General features: G+C 47.0%; 17 protein-coding genes and 3 pseudogenes. 16 read left to right on the forward strand and 4 right to left on the reverse strand.

Annotation, left to right across the window (positions count from 1 at the left end):
• The first annotated feature begins 3 nt into the window (after positions 1-3).
• From neuB to CS022_RS13090, 8 genes and pseudogenes are all read left to right on the forward strand, one after another.
• Positions 4-1,077: an N-acetylneuraminate synthase gene (gene neuB, locus CS022_RS13055; RefSeq protein WP_129122651.1), complete on the forward strand. Its 1,074-nt coding sequence runs from the start codon at positions 4-6 to the stop codon at positions 1,075-1,077.
• The gene (locus tag CS022_RS13060; protein ID WP_129122652.1) at positions 1,070-1,735 is read left to right on the forward strand and encodes an acetyltransferase; all 666 of its coding nucleotides are present in this window, start codon (positions 1,070-1,072) and stop codon (positions 1,733-1,735) included. The genes neuB and CS022_RS13060 overlap by 8 nt, the downstream gene beginning before the upstream one ends.
• Positions 1,732-2,787, forward strand: a complete 1,056-nt coding sequence (locus tag CS022_RS13065; RefSeq protein ID WP_129122653.1) for a nucleotidyltransferase family protein — start codon at positions 1,732-1,734, stop codon at positions 2,785-2,787. The genes CS022_RS13060 and CS022_RS13065 overlap by 4 nt, the downstream gene beginning before the upstream one ends.
• Positions 2,788-2,789: 2 nt before the next feature.
• Positions 2,790-3,488 carry an acylneuraminate cytidylyltransferase family protein gene (locus CS022_RS13070; RefSeq protein WP_129122654.1) on the forward strand — a complete coding sequence of 233 codons (699 nt, stop codon included), beginning with the start codon at positions 2,790-2,792 and terminating at the stop codon, positions 3,486-3,488.
• A gap of 213 nt (positions 3,489-3,701) precedes the next feature.
• Positions 3,702-4,745, forward strand: coding sequence for a hypothetical protein (locus tag CS022_RS13075; RefSeq protein WP_129122655.1), 1,044 nt, complete (start codon positions 3,702-3,704; stop codon positions 4,743-4,745).
• A gap of 145 nt (positions 4,746-4,890) precedes the next feature.
• A complete protein-coding gene (locus CS022_RS13080; RefSeq protein WP_129122656.1) occupies positions 4,891-5,364 on the forward strand; it encodes an FKBP-type peptidyl-prolyl cis-trans isomerase in 474 nt (157 codons plus the stop codon).
• 101 nt (positions 5,365-5,465) lie between these two features.
• A pseudogene (locus CS022_RS13085) lies at positions 5,466-5,896 on the forward strand (FKBP-type peptidyl-prolyl cis-trans isomerase).
• A gap of 274 nt (positions 5,897-6,170) precedes the next feature.
• Positions 6,171-7,277 carry a glycosyltransferase family 9 protein gene (locus tag CS022_RS13090; protein ID WP_129122657.1) on the forward strand — a complete coding sequence of 369 codons (1,107 nt, stop codon included), beginning with the start codon at positions 6,171-6,173 and terminating at the stop codon, positions 7,275-7,277.
• A gap of 39 nt (positions 7,278-7,316) precedes the next feature.
• Here CS022_RS13090 and CS022_RS13095 read toward each other — a convergent pair whose 3' ends face one another.
• The 3 genes from CS022_RS13095 to CS022_RS13105 form a co-directional block, all read right to left on the reverse strand.
• Positions 7,317-7,601 (reverse strand): PH domain-containing protein, encoded by a 285-nt coding sequence (locus tag CS022_RS13095; RefSeq protein ID WP_161569629.1) that lies wholly within the window; start codon positions 7,599-7,601, stop codon positions 7,317-7,319.
• Positions 7,602-7,642: 41 nt separating this feature from the next.
• Positions 7,643-8,218, reverse strand: coding sequence for a hypothetical protein (locus CS022_RS13100; protein ID WP_129122659.1), 576 nt, complete (start codon positions 8,216-8,218; stop codon positions 7,643-7,645).
• A 378-nt stretch (positions 8,219-8,596) separates the two neighbouring features.
• A complete protein-coding gene (locus CS022_RS13105; RefSeq protein WP_129122660.1) occupies positions 8,597-9,040 on the reverse strand; it encodes an Lrp/AsnC family transcriptional regulator in 444 nt (147 codons plus the stop codon).
• A gap of 174 nt (positions 9,041-9,214) precedes the next feature.
• On the opposite strand from CS022_RS13105, the gene yjeH reads away from it, so the two are divergent.
• Positions 9,215-10,465: an L-methionine/branched-chain amino acid transporter gene (gene yjeH / locus CS022_RS13110; RefSeq protein ID WP_129122661.1), complete on the forward strand. Its 1,251-nt coding sequence runs from the start codon at positions 9,215-9,217 to the stop codon at positions 10,463-10,465.
• A gap of 351 nt (positions 10,466-10,816) precedes the next feature.
• Complete coding sequence (locus tag CS022_RS13115) at positions 10,817-11,236, forward strand: Hsp20 family protein (RefSeq protein ID WP_129122662.1); 420 nt, start codon at positions 10,817-10,819, stop codon at positions 11,234-11,236.
• Between the two features lie 154 nt (positions 11,237-11,390).
• On the opposite strand, the gene CS022_RS13120 is transcribed toward CS022_RS13115, so the two are convergent.
• Positions 11,391-12,275: a helix-turn-helix domain-containing protein gene (locus CS022_RS13120; protein WP_129122663.1), complete on the reverse strand. Its 885-nt coding sequence runs from the start codon at positions 12,273-12,275 to the stop codon at positions 11,391-11,393.
• Positions 12,276-12,394: 119 nt separating this feature from the next.
• Between CS022_RS13120 and CS022_RS13125 the strand changes: the two genes are divergently transcribed.
• From CS022_RS13125 to CS022_RS13150, 6 genes and pseudogenes are all read left to right on the forward strand, one after another.
• A complete protein-coding gene (locus CS022_RS13125; protein ID WP_235869494.1) occupies positions 12,395-13,327 on the forward strand; it encodes a PrpF domain-containing protein in 933 nt (310 codons plus the stop codon).
• A 152-nt stretch (positions 13,328-13,479) separates the two neighbouring features.
• Positions 13,480-14,637, forward strand: a complete 1,158-nt coding sequence (locus CS022_RS13130) for an amidohydrolase family protein (protein WP_408057239.1) — start codon at positions 13,480-13,482, stop codon at positions 14,635-14,637.
• Positions 14,589-15,085: pseudogene (locus CS022_RS13135) on the forward strand (4-carboxy-4-hydroxy-2-oxoadipate aldolase/oxaloacetate decarboxylase). The gene CS022_RS13130 and the pseudogene CS022_RS13135 overlap by 49 nt, the downstream one beginning before the upstream one ends.
• Positions 15,082-16,131, forward strand: coding sequence for an amidohydrolase family protein (locus tag CS022_RS13140; RefSeq protein WP_129122664.1), 1,050 nt, complete (start codon positions 15,082-15,084; stop codon positions 16,129-16,131). Before CS022_RS13135 ends, CS022_RS13140 begins: the two are co-directional and overlap by 4 nt.
• A gap of 44 nt (positions 16,132-16,175) precedes the next feature.
• The gene (ligA, locus tag CS022_RS13145; protein WP_129122665.1) at positions 16,176-16,652 is read left to right on the forward strand and encodes a protocatechuate 4,5-dioxygenase subunit alpha; all 477 of its coding nucleotides are present in this window, start codon (positions 16,176-16,178) and stop codon (positions 16,650-16,652) included.
• Positions 16,653-16,716: 64 nt separating this feature from the next.
• Positions 16,717-17,498: pseudogene (locus CS022_RS13150) on the forward strand (class III extradiol dioxygenase subunit beta).
• Positions 17,499-17,566 lie beyond the last annotated feature (68 nt).

Raw genomic sequence — 17,566 nt, forward strand, 5'->3', positions numbered from 1 at the left:
TCAATGACGCTGATTATTGCCGAAGCAGGCGTTAACCATAATGGCGATGAAAAACTGGCATTCGAGCTGGTCAATGCTGCCGCAAAGGCGGGCGTAGACATTGTTAAATTCCAGACGTTTAAAGCCTCTTCGCTGGTAACAGAAGAAGCGAAGCAGGCGGATTATCAGGTCGCCAATACTGGTAAGAAGGAATCTCAACTGGCCATGCTTTCTCGTCTTGAGCTTTCTCACGAGGCGCATTTTGTACTGGCTAAACATTGTGAGTCGTTGGGTATTGAGTTTCTCTCTACCGCCTTTGATGAACAGAGCCTGAACTTCCTTGTTTCTGATCTGGGGATCCATCGCTTAAAACTGCCATCTGGTGAGCTGACCAATGCACCGTTGGTGCTTGCACATGCCCGATCCGGTTTGGACATGATCGTCTCCACCGGCATGGCGACACTGGATGAAGTCGAAAGTGCATTATCTGTGATTGCCTTTGGGTACACGGCTGATGAAGACGCGAAACCGAGTGAGCAGGCTTTCCGAAAAGCTTATGAATCTGTTGAAGGCCAGCGTGCGTTGAAGCAGAAAGTCACTTTGCTGCATTGTACGACAGAGTACCCTGCGCCTATTGAAGACATTAACCTAAAAGCCATGGACACGATGACGGCAGCGTTTGGCTTGAACATTGGATACTCCGATCACAGTGAAGGCATCTTGATCCCTGTTGCGGCTGTTGCCCGAGGGGCGACTGTTATCGAAAAGCACTTCACGTTGGATAAGACAATGGAAGGTCCTGATCACAAGGCTTCTCTTGAGCCGGATGAGCTGTCGCAGATGGTTTCATCAGTCAGGCAAATTGAAAAAGCAATCGGGCATGGTGTCAAAGCGCCTGCTGAATCAGAAATTAAAAATAAAGCCGTGGCCAGAAAGAGTCTTGTTGCAGATAAAGACATCGCAGCGGGAGAGTTGTTTTCCACTGTTAATCTACACGTTAAACGTCCGGGCACTGGCATGTCACCCTCCGCATATTGGCGTGTGCTGAATACTCCCGCAGGCCGAGCATATCGAAAGGGAGAGCTGATTGATGAGTGATCCAGTGCTTCCGGTTGTGATCATCGGTGGTGGCGGACATGCTTCTGTGCTGGTGGATATTCTCCGTCAACAGAACAGAGACATTCTGGCGGTTATTTCTCCTGACCCGATTGATAGCCGCAGTGTGTTTAACGGCATACTGCACCTATTGTCTGACGATGATATACACCAGTTCGAAACAAATGCGGTTCGCCTGATCAACGGTATCGGTATGCTGCCGGGAAATACAATCAGAAAGCATGTCGCCAACAAATTTGAAGCAATGGGCTATCGCTTTGACTCGGTTATCGCATCTAGCGCCATTGTGTCTCCTTTCGCACAACTTGCTGACGGGGTTCAGCTTTTCCCCGGCAGTATTGTGCAGGCAGGTAGCCAATTAGGTACACATTCAATCGTAAATTCCGCTGCGTTGATTGAACACGATTGCGTGCTGGGTAATTTTAATCACGTCGCCCCCAGAGCGACGCTATGTGGTCAGGTTGAATGCCATGATTCTGTGTTTATCGGTGCGGGTGCAACCGTGATCCAGTCAATATCAATCGGTACAGGTGCAATCATTGGGGCCGGAGCCGCAGTGACTAAAGACTTATCAGTAGGACACATTTGTTTGCCTGCTCAATCAGTACAGCAATCTATCGAACCAAAGGTGATGCCATGAATCCAAGTTGGCGAAACGTTTTAATTCATCCTGACAGTTCCATCCGAGAGGCACTGGAGATCATCGATAGAGAAGCGCTGCGTGTTGCGCTGGTGGTGTCTGATAGCGATAAATTACTGGGTGTGGTGACCGACGGTGATATAAGGCGCGCGTTGTTAAAAGATATTTCGATGTCGGAACCCGTCGAGAAGGTGATGAACACATCACCGGTAACGGCTCCGCTGTCTGCGACACGCAAGCAGCTTATCGAACTCATGGAGTCGAAAAGTATTCTTGCCATTCCCTTGGTTGACGGTGAAAAAATCTGTGGCATGGAAACACTCCACAGCGCATTGAACAAACCCAGAATGGACAACCCAGTGCTGTTGATGGCGGGGGGCTTTGGTACTCGGTTACGACCTCTCACAGAGAGTAATCCGAAGCCGATGCTGAAAATTGGCGACAGGCCGATTCTTGAAACAGTGATCCGCAGTTTCATGAAGGCAGGCTTTGAGAACTTTTTCATCTCAACACATTACATGCCAGAAAAAATCCATGAGCACTTCGGCAATGGCTCAGTCATGGGGATTAACATTACCTATATTCACGAAAACCAACCGCTTGGAACGGGCGGAGCGCTTGGGTTGCTACCCGCAGATTTGCCTGAAGAAAAACCTGTGATCGTCATGAATGGCGATGTACTGACAACGGTAGATTTCGAGAGTCTGCTTAACTTCCATACTGACAATGACGCCGACGCTACCATGTGTGTCAGAGAGTATGAATATCAGGTTCCTTACGGTGTCATCAGCAGTAAGGGGAAGAAAATTACCGGGATGGAAGAAAAGCCGGTTCAGCGTTTTCATGTTAATACAGGAATCTATGTGATTTCGCCACGTGTCATTCGCTCAGTCATCAAAAATGAAGCCATCGACATGCCTACCTTGCTTGAACAGCACATGGCTGAACGTGACAATGTACTTATTTACCCCGTCCATGAGTATTGGCTTGATATTGGCCGTCCCGACGATTTTGATCGCGCACAACAGGACATCCACAGGCTGGGAATGTAACTATGTTAAACGGAAAAGTTGTCATGGCTGTTATTCCAGCCCGTGGTGGCAGCAAACGTCTTCCCGGTAAAAATATTCTGCCTCTTGCTGGCAAACCGCTTATTGGCTGGACGATAGAGGCTGCACAGCAAAGTCAGTATGTCGATAAGGTTGTTGTCAGTACCGACAGTCAACAAATCGCAGATGTAGCAGACATGTTTGGTGTCAGGGTTCCTTCATTGAGAGCGCCGGAATTGTCTGATGACAAGGCGTCCAGTGTCACGGTATTGATTGACGCGGTGGAACGTTATGGTTCAGAAGCTGATATTATTGTTTTGCTCCAGCCAACTTCGCCATTGCGCACATCGGAACATATTGATAATGCATTAACACTTTTTGATTCTAAAGAAGCCCTAAGTGTTATTTCAGTCACCCCTTGCGAGCACAGCCCCTTGTGGGCAAATACCTTGCCCGATACGATGGCGATGGATGACTTCATTCGCCCTGAGGCAGCAGTAAGAAGTCAGGATTTGCCAACGCATTATCGTTTGAATGGTGCTATTTATGCGTTGGATAAGGCAGACCTCCTTCAAACGTCAGCCATTAACTTCTCTAATCGCGCATTTGCTTTCGAAATGGATAGCCGCGATTCAGTCGATATAGATACCCAGCTTGATCTCGACCTAGCAGAAGTTTGTATCAGAAAGTACAAAGGAAAGTAACCCTGCTTCTCATTGTGAACACGCTCATTATGACGTCGTTTTAAACTCTCAAAGGTTTGCTTGAAATTTCATCTTCATAGACGCTAACTTATTCTATCCGGGCCTCATTTTATGTCGTTTCGTTAATGAGGCTACTCCATCAAAGTGCACTAAAATAGCGTTGATACGGTGGGGATGTTCAAGGGGAAAGTCGACCGCTGATAGGGGTATGGAATGGCTAAACATGTTCGAAAAAGGCGATGGATACTGCTTTTCTGCTCATGCCTTGTTGGCCTTTGGCTAGCTTTTTCGGACACAGACAAACTAAACGTATTTGTGTTCAGCAATCATGTCACCCATCTACCCGCTTCTCCCTCTCATTCCACCGATTCCGACTTGTACTCCGTTAGCTACAGCGAAGAATCTGCTGAACAAGGTAATGGCTCACTGACTTTTACGGATGTTACATTCAATCCGAACCCAGACATTTGTTTCGGACCTCGTCGGGTAATTAAAACTGATGCGCTGGCAAGTACGTTTTCTAACTTGAACTTGGCATTACGCATTTACGATGCTGATGTCACACCCGATTTTAGGGCCAAACTGAAGAGTGCATTGAGTCAGATAAACCAGCAGTATCAGCAACTCGTTGGCAGTAAACACTTCTCTTCTGTGACATATGTGCTGGAAGTTTACGGAGACATTGGAGAGTTTCAAAATGCGCTTGCCAAGACCGGATATCAAGGGTCATTACCATTGGGGGTCTATTCCCCTGCTGATGGCAAAGCGCTAGTGTTATTTCAGAATAATAAGCAACTTTTTCGCACAGCTTTGCACGAATATGTGCATGCGCTGAATCACGCCAACATCGGCGTGACGCCCTATTGGATCAATGAAGGCCTGGCTGAATACTTTGAGAACATTTCATATTCTACTGTCGGCGGTGAGGTACCGATGAGCCAACAGTGGGTTAACGGTGATAATCAGTTTGAAGAGACCTTCTTCGATTTGTCAGCGCTTTTCGGACAAGAAGAATACTGGTACAAATATGGCCACCAAACAACGACTGAGTTATACGCTAATGCATGGTTGTGGTCTTATTACTTAATGACAGAGCCCAAGCGGCGCAAGGTTATGGCTGCACTGCTTGCTAAAGAACGTGAGAAACCCTGCTCGGCTGAAGATAATGACGAACTATTTGAATTGATGCTTGAAAAGCAACATTCGATAGAAGCGGATATTTACGAATGGCTTGAGATACACTTGGCGATTCGGTGAGCTCCAGATTACCTATATCTTGATGAGGGAAAGTTGCATTTTTACTCTTGTTACAATTTCTCTCTGTTGACGGTTTTCTTTTTACATCAAGTTATTGATAATCAACCCCTGTTTTGTATCAATAGTTTCCTAAATAGGTCATCCAATGACGAAATATATTGCTCCACTTCTGGTATTAATTGCCGCCTTTTGGTACTTCAACGGTGGTTTTGTATCTGGCGAAACCTACGAGAACAATGTTGCTGCAGGTAAAGTGTTTGCTGCTAAAAATGGAAAGAAAGAGGGCGTAGTTACTACTGAATCTGGCCTGCAGTACAAAGTGTTACAACAAGGAACGGGTGATGTTCATCCTAAATCGGATTCAAAAGTGACTGTGCATTATCACGGCACCCTGCTAGATGGAAGAGTCTTTGATAGTTCTGTCGAACGCGGGAAACCTGCGACTTTCGGTCTTAACCAGGTCATTTCCGGTTGGACAGAAGGTCTACAGCATATGGTCGCTGGCGAGAAAACCCGTTTCTACATCCCGGCGAATCTCGCTTACGGAAAAAGAAGCACGGGCATTATTGAGCCAGGTGCAACACTGATTTTTGATGTAGAACTGCTCGACATCAAGTAAACGAACTTACGGCGGCAGCCGTGCTGTCATTGCGTTATCAAAGTAAAGGTTTTGGACATATGTTAGATTTCATCTTACCCATTATTATCGTTTTATTGCTGATGCTTATATTGCGAAAGCGACTGAAAGCGAATGAAGAAGCGGCGGTAAACAAACGCGCAGGTAATGCGTTCCTGGAAGAAAATGCCAAGGATGAAGGCGTAAAAACTACGGCTTCAGGATTGCAATATAAAGTCTTGGAAGCTGGTGATGGTGAGGAGCATCCTAAATCTTCATCAAAGGTGAAGGTGCATTATCACGGCACGTTGATCAATGGAGCCGTTTTTGACAGCTCTGTCGAACGTGGCGAGCCCATTGAGTTCGGCTTAAATCAAGTCATTCGCGGTTGGACCGAAGGTGTTCAACTTATGGTGAAGGGAGAAAAAACGCGCTTTTTTATCCGTCCGAACTTGCTTATGGAAATCGAAGTGCTGGCGCTATTCAGCCCGGTTCAACGCTGATATTTGACGTTGAGCTTCTTGACTTCCATTAAGCCAATTTTTTAGTGAGCGTCACTGTCATCTATATGTGATAGCGGCGCTTTGATGATTGAGATCACTCCAGCTTGCATCTCCACCATCATCAGTTTTTGATAAGTTCCCGCAGTTTTTCACCGAGTTAATACGCTCAACGCCAGTAAGTATTTCGAACTTTTTCGAGGTGCGCCGCAAGAACCATTGAATGTAACGAAGAGACAGGAAAATAATTAAAAATATTAATATTTAGGCGATAGGGTATCGGTATCTTCTGACCCTAAAAACACCTAAATGTTGAAAAAGTTCATTTCAAATTTTCAGTTGTTCAGAGATGTTGCTCACCGCTGGCTTGGTATCAAGCTCTTCGATACAAATTCTGTAAACACCTACCATGCTTTTCCACCCAAGAAAATCGTCTTTGTTCGCTCTGACGCCAAGTGGGGAGATGCGATTGTTTCTTCGTTTGTCTTTGAGGCGCTCAGAAAAACATACCCAAATATCATCATAGAGTTAGTGACTACTCCCCAAATGTCTGTCCTATTCTCTGAGTACTATGGTGTAGATCGTGTCCATGAAATTGCTAAAAGGCCGAAGTACAAACAACTGAAACAGTTAGCGGCTAATTTGGGTGAGGTGGATGTATTGGTTCACATGAGTCCAACGCTGAAAATGAAAGATCTTTTCTTCTTGCGTCATGTCGATGCAGGTGCGATTGCGGGGCTTGATGACGAATTAAATCTTATCAACATCAAGCTTGGACAAACATCCAAGGCGAAACATTTTTCTGAAAAATTCGCATTGCTCCTTAATGCACTCAGTATTGATGACTTTTCCCGTGACTATATCGTCCCTGTTAATCAGCAATCTCTAGCATCAGTCACCGCTTTTTTAAGTCAGGCTGGGATTGCGAGAGAGGGCCTTATTGTCGTCAACCTGTACGGTAGCGGTAATGCGAGAAAGATGAATTTCAATGCGTCTCAATCTTTGTTGAGCGATATTTTGCATCGTGCGCCAAACAGCAAAGTGGTTTTACTTCATACAGAAGAGACAAAATCGGATGTTAAGAGGCTTACCGATAATTTCTCAGGCCGAGTCTTTTTTTACCCCGAAAGTAAGACAATTTACGATGCGATTGCGCTGGTACATGCTGCGAAAAGGGTCGTCACTGTCGATACCGCGATTGTTCATATCGCGTCAGGACTGAAAAAACGCACGCTGGCTATCTACAACCCGGATGAACTTAACTTTCTCGAGTGGCATCCGAATAACCCAAAGGCAATGACACTCTTCGCAAAGTCTGCTGAGATGCCTGATATCAGTAATCTTGATCGGCAAAAGCAAAAAGAGAGTCTCGATATTTTTCTTCGTGAGAATGAGTATCAGGAAGTCGCAGTCTGACTCCCTGAATTATTCAACAAACCTACTTGCCAGCCCCTTTCACTGATTTTGCGGCGCAACAGCGCCGCTCACCGCTTCAATGAGTCGGTTGGGGTTATCAACACCTAAGTAGATCTTCTTAAGGTCACCATCGGGCTCTCTTAGACTAATCTCGATATTGGGGACGCCAAAATGGTTGTAAACCTTAAGGTTTGCTTTTCCCTTTACTTCTTTGCTGTGTAAGGAAATAGACTCAATGTTTGATATCGGTAGAGTGAGTGGGTTAAACACGCCATAGCGAATTATCAGCGTATTTTGGGTCAGAGATATCGGGCGGCGTGGCATTGCTCGGTATTCTGCCACGAAAAAAACGATACTAATAAGGGTTAAAAGCGTAATGATGTTCGCGGCAGTCGGTGACCAAGCATAGTGAAGGATAAGATGCATGATGGGCGTTTCAGCACCATAATCATCAGAAAACCAAACGCATTACTATGGGCATGATCCTTTTTGTGGTAGGTGAAATGTGACTCGCCCTCAAATTGCTCTGGTTTGACCCTTGTGGCCATAAGAAAAAATGTCCAAACACGTACTTCTAGCGCCGAGAGTTTTGCCAAGTTCCCCGTACCGAACAATTTACTTACCGCGTGATGGATTGCTATATCGATATCTTGTTTTCTGCTCATTGCTGCTTTTATGGCAATCAACACAGTGACCACGGCAATAACTTCGAACAAAACGAGAATGGGAATGGATAGAAGTCTCAGACTCTCGAGGTAAGGCCAGACGACTTTGCTTGAATCAGGAATGATCATGCTGCCGATAAAAACGGCCAGCATACATAAGGCCAAGATCTGTATCGCGGCCTTTTTCTTGTTCTCCGCACACAGCAAGCACACGATAGGAAGCGTAATAAAGGCGTCGACAAGAAACAGCCATTCAAAATTAGCATTGCCCCTCATTTAGAGGGCTGTTGCTTTGATAATACAGTGCCCAAAAAGCAGAAATGACAGCAAGAGAAAGGAGTGGAAGCAGGCGCTTTACAGGTGCGATCATTTTGTCGTCCTCAAAGTAAGGTGGCAAAAGTAAATAACGGGTGAAGCGGTAACACCTTGTGTGTTGTTCGGTAATTGCTAAGTGAGGCGGCTCGCTAGTACTCAGTTGGCTTATGTCATTGAATATAAACGAGAGCTTGTTTTCATCAACGCTGATGTAGATGTTGAGCGAGGAGAGTCACAGATGATTTCTGTTTCCGATTAAATTGGTGTGCTTGTTAGCTGATGCCCATAAACCGGAAACACGTTTTTTTGAGTTGATGGGGGCACTTTGAGTCAGCCCATTTACTTGGTGGTGTTGAAGAACTCTGTCATCACTACGTGGGTCAGTACTTGCTTCATCTCAGGTATTGCTTGAATTTCTTCCCGTATTTTATTGATATGGCTCATCCCGGGGACCTCGAGGTAAAGCATCATATCCGTTTCGCCACTGATAGCATGACACCATTTAACGCCTTCAATCTGTCTGAAGGTTTCAGCATAGGTCTCACAACGAGTGTCACTTGAAGACGTATCGTATTTCAGGGCCAGATACGCCCGGAGCAACTCCTCGCTGTTATTTTCGAGTATCTCTGCGTGATAACCAAGAATCACTCTGTCTTGCTCAAGCTTTTTGATCCTGGCTGTCACCGCTGAACGAGATAAATTAACGTCCCTCGCGATGTCACTGACCGAGCTGCGGGCATTGAGACGTAGAATCTGCAAAATGTGTTGGTCGAACTTATCCATGTTCTCGTTTACTTACCGTTCAATGACCAATGATAGTGCGTGAAAACTGTCATTTTGTCAGCTTACAAAGGCAAAACCAGCAATCTGACACGCAACAAAAACGATTTGCGCGATGCTTTTTAGCTTACTGAGATTTAATCTGATGCAATCAATTTTATAAAAATCATAAGTCAGATGAGCCAGTTAAAAAAAGAAATCACCCTCCTGTCCGGTATTGGTCAGCTATCCACTACCTTGCTCGGTACCGGACTTTTCATGATCCCTGCTATTGCGGCAGGTATTGCAGGCAACCTTTCACTGTGGGCTTGGCTACTCCTCTTTGTAGCTATTTGTCCTATTGCGCTCACGTTTGCTCAACTCGGTAAACGCTACCCAAATGCGGGTGGGACTGCGTACTTCGTCCGAAAGGCGTTTGATCGACGATTAGAGCGCAGCGTCGCTTGGTTGTTCGTCAGTGTCATCCCGGTCGGGGTGCCCGCAGCTGTTGCGTTGGCCGCGGGTTTTCTTCAACAATTTCTGCCAGCGCCTGCCAACGATCCACTGATTGCTCAGCTGATAACCGTCGCGTTATTGATTGGTGTTAACTTGATGGGGGCAAAGTCTTCGGGGCAACTTCAGACCGTTATTGCAATGAGCATCTTTGTGTTGGTCGGCGCGTTTCTCTGGCAGGGGGATGTGGGCTTGACTGATTTAACTATGCCCAGTGTCAATGAAGCATCAATTTGGCAAATTGGTGCAGCACTCGGTGTCATGTTTTGGTGCTTTGTTGGCATTGAAGCGTTTGCCCATATGGGAGAAGAGTTTAAAAACCCAACCCGGGATTTCCCACTGGCGATCATTGCGGGCTGTTTTGTTGCTGGCGCGACTTACTGGGCGATGTCAGTGGTTATTCTTAAGTTCGGTGCCTATGGTACAGCGCAATTTGATAGTGCCTCTATTCCGTGGCTGAGTGAGCAGTTGTTTGGCCCCCATTTCAAAGTGGCTATCAGCGTGATTGGTTTCTCCGCATGCTTTGCCAGCGTGAATTTATATACCCAAAGCCTCTCTCGTATGGTTTGGGCACAGGCGCGGGAGTATAAACCTGACGGAAAATTAGCAGAGATCTCTCAGCGGGGTGTGCCACATAATGCAACCTTGTGTGTCGGCATGGTACTGGCAGCGTCAAGCATCATTGGTTACTGGTCGGGCTTAGATTTGGAGTTTTTTCTTAAGCTGGCCAACGGTGTTTTCGTGTTGCTTTACTTGATGGCCATGCTCGCAGCCTACAAGCTGCTATCAGGCTCCGCTAAATGGTTGGCAGCGGTTTCTCTGGCGTTATGTCTGTTTGTATTTATCTGTTTGGGTTGGTCTATGATCTATGCACTGAGTGTGTTTGGTCTGTTGATCTGGCAAAGCTCAAAGAAACTAAACAGCGTCAGTGCGTAAGGGGCTTCAGCATAAATTCACCAATAAAATGGGGTGTACTTCTATTCAGGCTGGATCTAAATATGCGTAATTGCGTGATTACAAGGCGTTACTGAATCTTTTAATAAAGTTTATTCTGATTAAAAATATTTTCAGATGGTAGACTTGAAATAATAATCTGGCACCCCAATGTCAGTATTTGTACCCAGTGTTTTCTAATCTAGTTTCAAGTAACTTTTTAAAATATTTTTTATTTAATCCTTGAAACCGAAAATTATAGCCCCATTTAATAGTTAAGATAAATAGTGGTGATAATCGCACTCTCTTATCGAATTCATTAAATTAACATATCGCTTCTTTGGAGGATATACTATGAACGCACTTGATCTAACTCCCCTATATAGAAATAGCGTAGGCTTTGACCGCTTTGCATCATTATTAAATAATGCATTAACAACAGATTCAGCGACGGGGTACCCACCCTATAACATTGAAGTGTTGGATGAAGGGAAATATGCAATAACCCTTGCTGTCGCAGGCTTCAAACAAGGCGAACTAGATATCAATGTCGACCGCGGTCTACTGAGTGTGCGTGGTGAGAAAGAAAAATCATCAGACAGTAAGTACCTGCACCGTGGCATTGCGAATCGCACATTCGAACGTAAGTTTAATCTTGCTGATTATATTGAAGTTCGTGGCGCGGAATTAGAAGACGGGCTATTAACGATAAGCCTTGAAAAAGAGGTTCCCGAGACATTACGCCCTAAGAAAATTGAAATTAGTAAATCATAAAGCTAAATTTATTTGTTTGATGTTAATTATAAATATACCTTAAATATAAATACATAAACTAATTCAATTAATAATCCTATCTCCACTGTAAATTGGATGATTTGCTTTCCATAAAGTGAGGGGGCGATAGAATTCTATTGCCCTATTTTTTTGATTACTTTTGTGTGTCAGCGATGACTTTATTTCTATAAGCTTTTGGTGACATACCTACCCGGCGAGAAAAGAAACGTGAAAAGTAACCGGGATCTTTAAACCCTAGTTTGTAAGCCACTTCTTTTGCGGATAGCTGAGTAAATATAAGCTGCCGTTTTGCCTCATCGATCGTTTTTTCATGGATGATCGCCAATGCCTGTTGGTCTGCGTGCCGTTGACAGATGCGATTTAATTGACCACTGCTCAGGCCCATAGCCTCTGCATATTGAGTAACCAGCCACTGGTCTCTCAGGTGTAGGTCAACCAAGCCAATAAATTGCTCAAACTCGTGAGTTTTTACCTGACTTTTTGTCTGTGTGGTTTGGCGCATGATATGGCGAGCAAGATGGATCATCATGGCTTTTAAATGCGCACCGACCATAGAGGCCATCAGCTGACCTTTCTCCAGATATTCGCTCAGCATTCTCTCTGCCAGCATTTTTATCTCGACAGTTTCTCGCCTTCCCGGCGTTCTTATCGCCTGTGGTTCCCTAAACAGCGAAAGGAGAGCGGTGCGCTCTGCTTCATTGAACAGATTAAGCAGAAAAGGGTGCGATATAGACAGAATAAAACCTTTAACTTCAGGCTGGTGGATGAAGCCATGCACCTCTTTTGCTGGGATGGAGAGCACACAGCTGCCTTGGTACTCGTCACTGCTATCGCGGAACTGCGCGTGCATAGACCCAGACTCCAAAATCATAAACTGATGAAGGTTATCGTGACGGTGTGGATGTATTTCCCAATTGTGCTTGGGTAATGACTCTTCAAGCCTCGCAATGTGCAGGTAATCCGGTGCATCGGCAGCGAAATCTTCGCCATAAAGGGCATAGTGTGGAATGTCAGTCATGCTGCATCCTAATCTCATCATGTATTAAAAATGTACAATAAAATGTCAAAAACTTGAATTTAATGAGTGAGACTTCCCGCCTATGCTGATTGCATTGTTAATAACCAAGGCAGGTTTTCATGCGCTCATATCCCTTCATGCAAATGCGAGGCGGCAGCTCAAAAGGATTGTATTTTCTCGCCAGCGATCTGCCCGCTGACAAGGAAAGTCGAAATCAAATCCTGTTGGATGCTGTCGGACGCGATATCCGGCAAATCGATGGCCTTGGTGGCGCACACCCGCTTACCAGCAAAGTCGCCATCGTCTCTCCCTCTCAGCGTGAAGGCATCGATGTTGATTACCTGTTTGTACAGGTTGTTGTCGGAGAAAACCGGGTCGATACCGCACCTAACTGCGGCAACATTCTGGCTGGTGTAGGTGCCTTTGCCATTGAGTCGGGGTTGATCGACGTGACAGAGAGTGAAACCCGTGTGGCTGTGTTTATGGAAAACACCGGGAATCGCTGCGAATTGGTGATGCAAACACCCAATGGACAAGTTCAGTACGAAGGAAACGCGCGAATTGATGGCGTGCCGGGTACTGCTGCTCCAGTTATCTGTAACTATCAGGACATTGCAGGCTCTGTGACTGGCGCGCTGTTGCCGACAGGAAACGCCTTGGATGAATTTCACGGTGTTGAGGTGACTTGCATCGACAATGGCATGCCCGTCGTGGTGATGCGCGCAAAAGACCTAGGTATCAGCGGCTATGAAAGCTGCGATGAACTTAACGGCAATGACGAATTGAAATCACGCGTCGAGAAAGTGCGTCTCGCCGCTGGCAAGGCAATGGGGATTGGCGATATCACAGACAAAGTGATTCCCAAAATGAGTCTGATTGCGCCTGCACAACACGGCGGTCATGTTTCAAGTCGTACCTTCATCCCGAAGTTTGTCACACCGCCATTGGTGTACTGGGCGCTGTTTCTGTGGCGACGGCCTGTATTACCCCCGGTTCAGTGCAGAGGGGATCGCAACGGTGCCAGAAGGGGATATCAAGTATGTCTCTGTTGAACATCCGTCCGGAGAATTTTCCATGACCTTGATAACAGATACTGCCGGACAGGTGCTATCTGCAGGGTTACTCCGAACAACACGATTACTCGCAAAAGGGGAAGTGTATATCCCCGAACATGCCAATTTCTAAAACCAAGGAGTCAGGTGAGATGACCAAGCCAAGCTGTATGCCGCCCGATAACGATACGCGACCCCCAAGGTTCAAAGCACCACAGAATGCCTGTGATGCGCATTGCCATGTATTCGGTCCGCACGCGCTTTTTCCTTACAGCGACAACGCGACATATTGGCCGCCTGATGCAGGCAAAGATGCGTTGAAGCGCGTACACGACAAACTCGGCATTCAGCGTGCTGTGTTGGTACAGGCGAGCTGCCACGGGCGTGACAATCGCGCAATGATGGATGCCATCGCCAGCAGTGGTGGCGCATATCGTGGCGTTTGCATGGCTGACGATACATTCAGCGAAAAAGACTTTGAAGAACTGCACCTTGGCGGCGTAAGAGGAATTCGGTTCAACTTCGTGACTCACCTTGGTGGCGCGCCGGATCTGGCGATGATGAAACGTGTGTTGGACAAAGTAAAACCCTTCGGTTGGCACCTCGTTATCCATGTTAATGCGGAAGACTTGCTGACCTACGAGCACTTTTTCGACCAGTTTGACATGGACATTGTGGTTGATCATATGGGGCGTGTGCCGACCAGTGAAGGTGTTGGGCAGCCTGCCTATCAACTGTTGCTGGACTTTATGCGACGTGAAAACTGGTGGGTCAAAGTCTGCGGCTCCGAGCGTATCGCGATTGCACCTCCCTTCTATGATGCGGTGCCCTATGCACAGGGATTGATTGAAGTAGCGCCAGATCGTGTTTTATGGGGGACGGATTACCCGCACCCAAATATCAAAAAACATATGCCCAATGATGCCGACTTGCTGGATCTGGTGCCCCTGATCGCGAGAGATGAAGCGACGCAGCGGAAGATTCTGGTGGATAACCCCGCCCGTTTATATGGATTTGATACCCCGTTATCGGCCGATAAGGAGAAGCCAATGCACAACCACATGATTCAAGGCGTGGCTGTCAGACATATCGCCCGCGCCGACAAAGACGCAATTCGCCAATTGGCCGAATGCGGCAGCGCCACCGTGCATGAAGCACAAAGCCGCACCGGACAGATGAATCCAGAGATGCGTCCCATTTATTCGGGTGCACAAATCGCCGGGAGCGCGGTGACTGTGCTGGCGCAGCGGGAGATAACTGGATGGTGCATGTGGCTATCGAGCTTTGTCAGCCCGGTGATGTATTGGTGATTGCGACAACGTCACCTTGCACTGACGGATATTTTGGCGATCTGCTTGCTACATCGGCGCAGGCGAGGGGCGTACACGGCTTGATCATCGATGCGGGGGTACGTGACACCAAAGATTTGAGTGAGATGGCGTTTCCTGTGTGGTCAAAAGCATCTCCATTAAAGGTACGGTTAAAGCGACGTTGGGTTCAGTCAATGTACCAGTGATATGTGCCGGCCAGTCTGTGACACCCGGTGATGTGATTGTGGCTGACGATGATGGCATTTGCGTGGTGCCGAGAGAGAACGCAGCAAAGACGTTAGAAGCAGCGCAGACAAGAATGGCGAATGAGGAACAAAAACGGGAGCGTCTGGCAGATGGTGAGCTGGGGCTGGATATGTACAGCATGCGTGAAAAGCTGGCGAATGCCGGTTTCAGATATGTAGATTCATTGGAGGATCTGAAATGAGTACGGACACATTGGTCATTGATTGCCATGGGCATTACACGACAGCTCCCGATGAGTTGGGCGAATACCGGGACCAACAAAAATCAGATTTGAAATCCGATCCTTTGTTTGAACACGTCAAAGGTGTCATTAACATTACCGATGATCAACTGCGCGAGAGCCTCGAAGGTGCACAGCTTAAACTTCAAAATGAGCGCGATACGGATGTCACCGTGTTTTCGCCCCGGGCGAGCTGGATGGGCCATCATATCGGTAATCAGTCAACCAGCAAGTTTTGGACTGAGCATTGTAATGACCTGATTTATCGCATCACGGAACTGTACCCTCAAAACTTCATTGGTGCGGCGCAGTTACCTCAGTCGCCGGGCGCAGACCTGACCGCCAGCGCCGCTGAGCTCGAACGTTGTGTCACCGAGTTTGGCTTTGTCGGTTGTAATTTAAGCCCGGACCCTTCCGGTGGGTATTGGACTGCACCGCCGCTGGATGACAAATACTACTATCCGCTTTATGAAAAGATGTGTGAGCTGGATGTGCCAGCCATGATCCATGTTAGCGGCTGTTGTCATCCCTGCTTCCACACCACAGGGTCTCATTACCTCGGTGCGGACACGACAGCTTTTCAGCAGCTCATGATGTCTGAAACCTTGTTTAAAGACTTTCCGACCCTGAAATTCATTATTCCTCATGGTGGCGGTGCAGTGCCGTATCACTGGGGACGCTTCAGAGGGCTGTGTGACATGTTCGGGTTGCCGCCACTCAATGAGATTGTGAAAGACAACATCTACTTCGATACTTGTGTCTATCATCAGGAAGGGATCGATTTATTACTAGAAGTGGTGCCGATGGAGAACATCCTGTTTGCCTCTGAAATGATTGGTGCGGTGCGGGGCATTGACCCCTTAACGGGCCACTATTTTGATGATACCAAGCGATACATTGACGGCAGCAAGCTCAATGCCGAAGAGAAAAGACAAATCTTTAACGGTAACGTGCGTAACGTTTTTCCGCGTATGGACGACAGGTTTAAGCAGGTCGGTTTGCTTTAAATGCCACGAGCTTGCAATCCAATATCACAATGAAGGAGCCGTTGATGGCAGGGAATAAGGATTACCACGACATACCGGGTACCTATATATTTGATGGTGAGCACTCACGTAAGGGGTATCACCTCAATAGGTTTTGTATGTCGCTGAACAAGGCTGAAAACCGCGAAAAGTTTCGTGAGAGCGAAACGGATTATCTGAGCGCCTACCCAATGACAGAGGCACAGAGGAATGCGGTGTTGGCGCGTGATTGGCTCGGTATGCTCCGTCTCGGTGGCAATATCTACTACACCTTTAAACTGGCGATTTTTGATGGTCTGACGATGCAAGATGCTGGCGCAGCGATGTCAGGGACGGGGATGACCGTCGACGACTTTCGTCAGATGATGCTGGATGGCGGAAGGAAAATTGATGGAAACAGAAGCAAGAAAGAATGGACTCAAAACGCCGAAGAAAAACCAAGCGTCGAGGAAAAACTAAGTAATCAGGAAAAAGCTAGCGGCAAGGAGAACCCCAATGGCTAAACTCATTGCCGGTATCGGCACGTCTCATATTCCCTCTATTGGCGCAGCCATGGATAACGGCACCATGAAGGGTGAATATTGGCAACGGTTTATTGATGGTATTCAACCTGCAAGAGAATGGATGGAGAAAGTGAAGCCGGACGTTTGCTTGGTGGTGTATAACGATCATGCGTCTGCGTTTTCTCTGGAATCAGTATCCACCTTTTCTATTGGTGTGGCGCCCAGCTTTCCGCCTGCGGATGAGGGGTATGGCCCGAGAAATGTGCCGGAATGCGAAGGTCATAGTGAATTGGCATGGCATCTCGCTGAGTCACTGATCCTCGACGAATTTGATATGACGATAGTCAATGAAATGCCCGTTGACCACGGCCTCACTGTCCCACTTTCAATCATGTATGGGCAACCTGAAAGCTGGCCCTGCAAGGTGATCCCGTTTGCTGTCAATGTTGTGCAATACCCACCCCCGACAGGAACCGTTGCTACAACATCGGGAAAGCACTGCGCAAAGCTATTGAGTCTTTCCCTGAAGACATCACTGTTGCTGTTTTTGGTACTGGTGGCATGTCTCATCAACTTCAGGGAGAGCGTGCTGGGCTGATTAACACCGAATTTGACCTGAACTGGCTCGATAACATGGTGAATGATCCGCTTTCAGTCAAAGATACGCCCCATACGGAATATCTTCGCGAGGCTGGTTCAGAAGGCATTGAGGTCATCATGTGGCTGGTGATGCGTGGCGCAATGGATCTCGACGTCGAGGAAGTGTATCGATTTAGTCATGTGCCTGTGTCGAACTCGCACTACGGTCTCACGTTACTGGAAAACAAGAGTGACCGCGCAACGTAGCCCCCTCTTTTGGGGCTAATAAATCACTCAGCCAATTAGCCAAGAAGTGGAGCGCTACAGTTACAGCG

Origin of the sequence: Veronia nyctiphanis (assembly GCF_004116385.1) — a bacterium.
Lineage (GTDB): Bacteria > Pseudomonadota > Gammaproteobacteria > Enterobacterales > Vibrionaceae > Veronia > Veronia nyctiphanis.

Coding starts and splice junctions, on each gene's coding strand:
- neuB (WP_129122651.1), top strand. CDS start 4: ATGACGCTGATTATTGCCGAAGCAGGCGTTAACCATAATGGCGATGAA.
- CS022_RS13060 (WP_129122652.1), top strand. CDS start 1,070: ATGAGTGATCCAGTGCTTCCGGTTGTGATCATCGGTGGTGGCGGACAT.
- CS022_RS13065 (WP_129122653.1), top strand. CDS start 1,732: ATGAATCCAAGTTGGCGAAACGTTTTAATTCATCCTGACAGTTCCATC.
- CS022_RS13070 (WP_129122654.1), top strand. CDS start 2,790: ATGTTAAACGGAAAAGTTGTCATGGCTGTTATTCCAGCCCGTGGTGGC.
- CS022_RS13075 (WP_129122655.1), top strand. CDS start 3,702: ATGGCTAAACATGTTCGAAAAAGGCGATGGATACTGCTTTTCTGCTCA.
- CS022_RS13080 (WP_129122656.1), top strand. CDS start 4,891: ATGACGAAATATATTGCTCCACTTCTGGTATTAATTGCCGCCTTTTGG.
- CS022_RS13090 (WP_129122657.1), top strand. CDS start 6,171: ATGTTGAAAAAGTTCATTTCAAATTTTCAGTTGTTCAGAGATGTTGCT.
- CS022_RS13095 (WP_161569629.1), bottom strand. CDS start 7,601: ATGCCACGCCGCCCGATATCTCTGACCCAAAATACGCTGATAATTCGC.
- CS022_RS13100 (WP_129122659.1), bottom strand. CDS start 8,218: ATGAGGGGCAATGCTAATTTTGAATGGCTGTTTCTTGTCGACGCCTTT.
- CS022_RS13105 (WP_129122660.1), bottom strand. CDS start 9,040: ATGGATAAGTTCGACCAACACATTTTGCAGATTCTACGTCTCAATGCC.
- yjeH (WP_129122661.1), top strand. CDS start 9,215: ATGAGCCAGTTAAAAAAAGAAATCACCCTCCTGTCCGGTATTGGTCAG.
- CS022_RS13115 (WP_129122662.1), top strand. CDS start 10,817: ATGAACGCACTTGATCTAACTCCCCTATATAGAAATAGCGTAGGCTTT.
- CS022_RS13120 (WP_129122663.1), bottom strand. CDS start 12,275: ATGACTGACATTCCACACTATGCCCTTTATGGCGAAGATTTCGCTGCC.
- CS022_RS13125 (WP_235869494.1), top strand. CDS start 12,395: ATGCGCTCATATCCCTTCATGCAAATGCGAGGCGGCAGCTCAAAAGGA.
- CS022_RS13130 (WP_408057239.1), top strand. CDS start 13,480: ATGACCAAGCCAAGCTGTATGCCGCCCGATAACGATACGCGACCCCCA.
- CS022_RS13140 (WP_129122664.1), top strand. CDS start 15,082: ATGAGTACGGACACATTGGTCATTGATTGCCATGGGCATTACACGACA.
- ligA (WP_129122665.1), top strand. CDS start 16,176: ATGGCAGGGAATAAGGATTACCACGACATACCGGGTACCTATATATTT.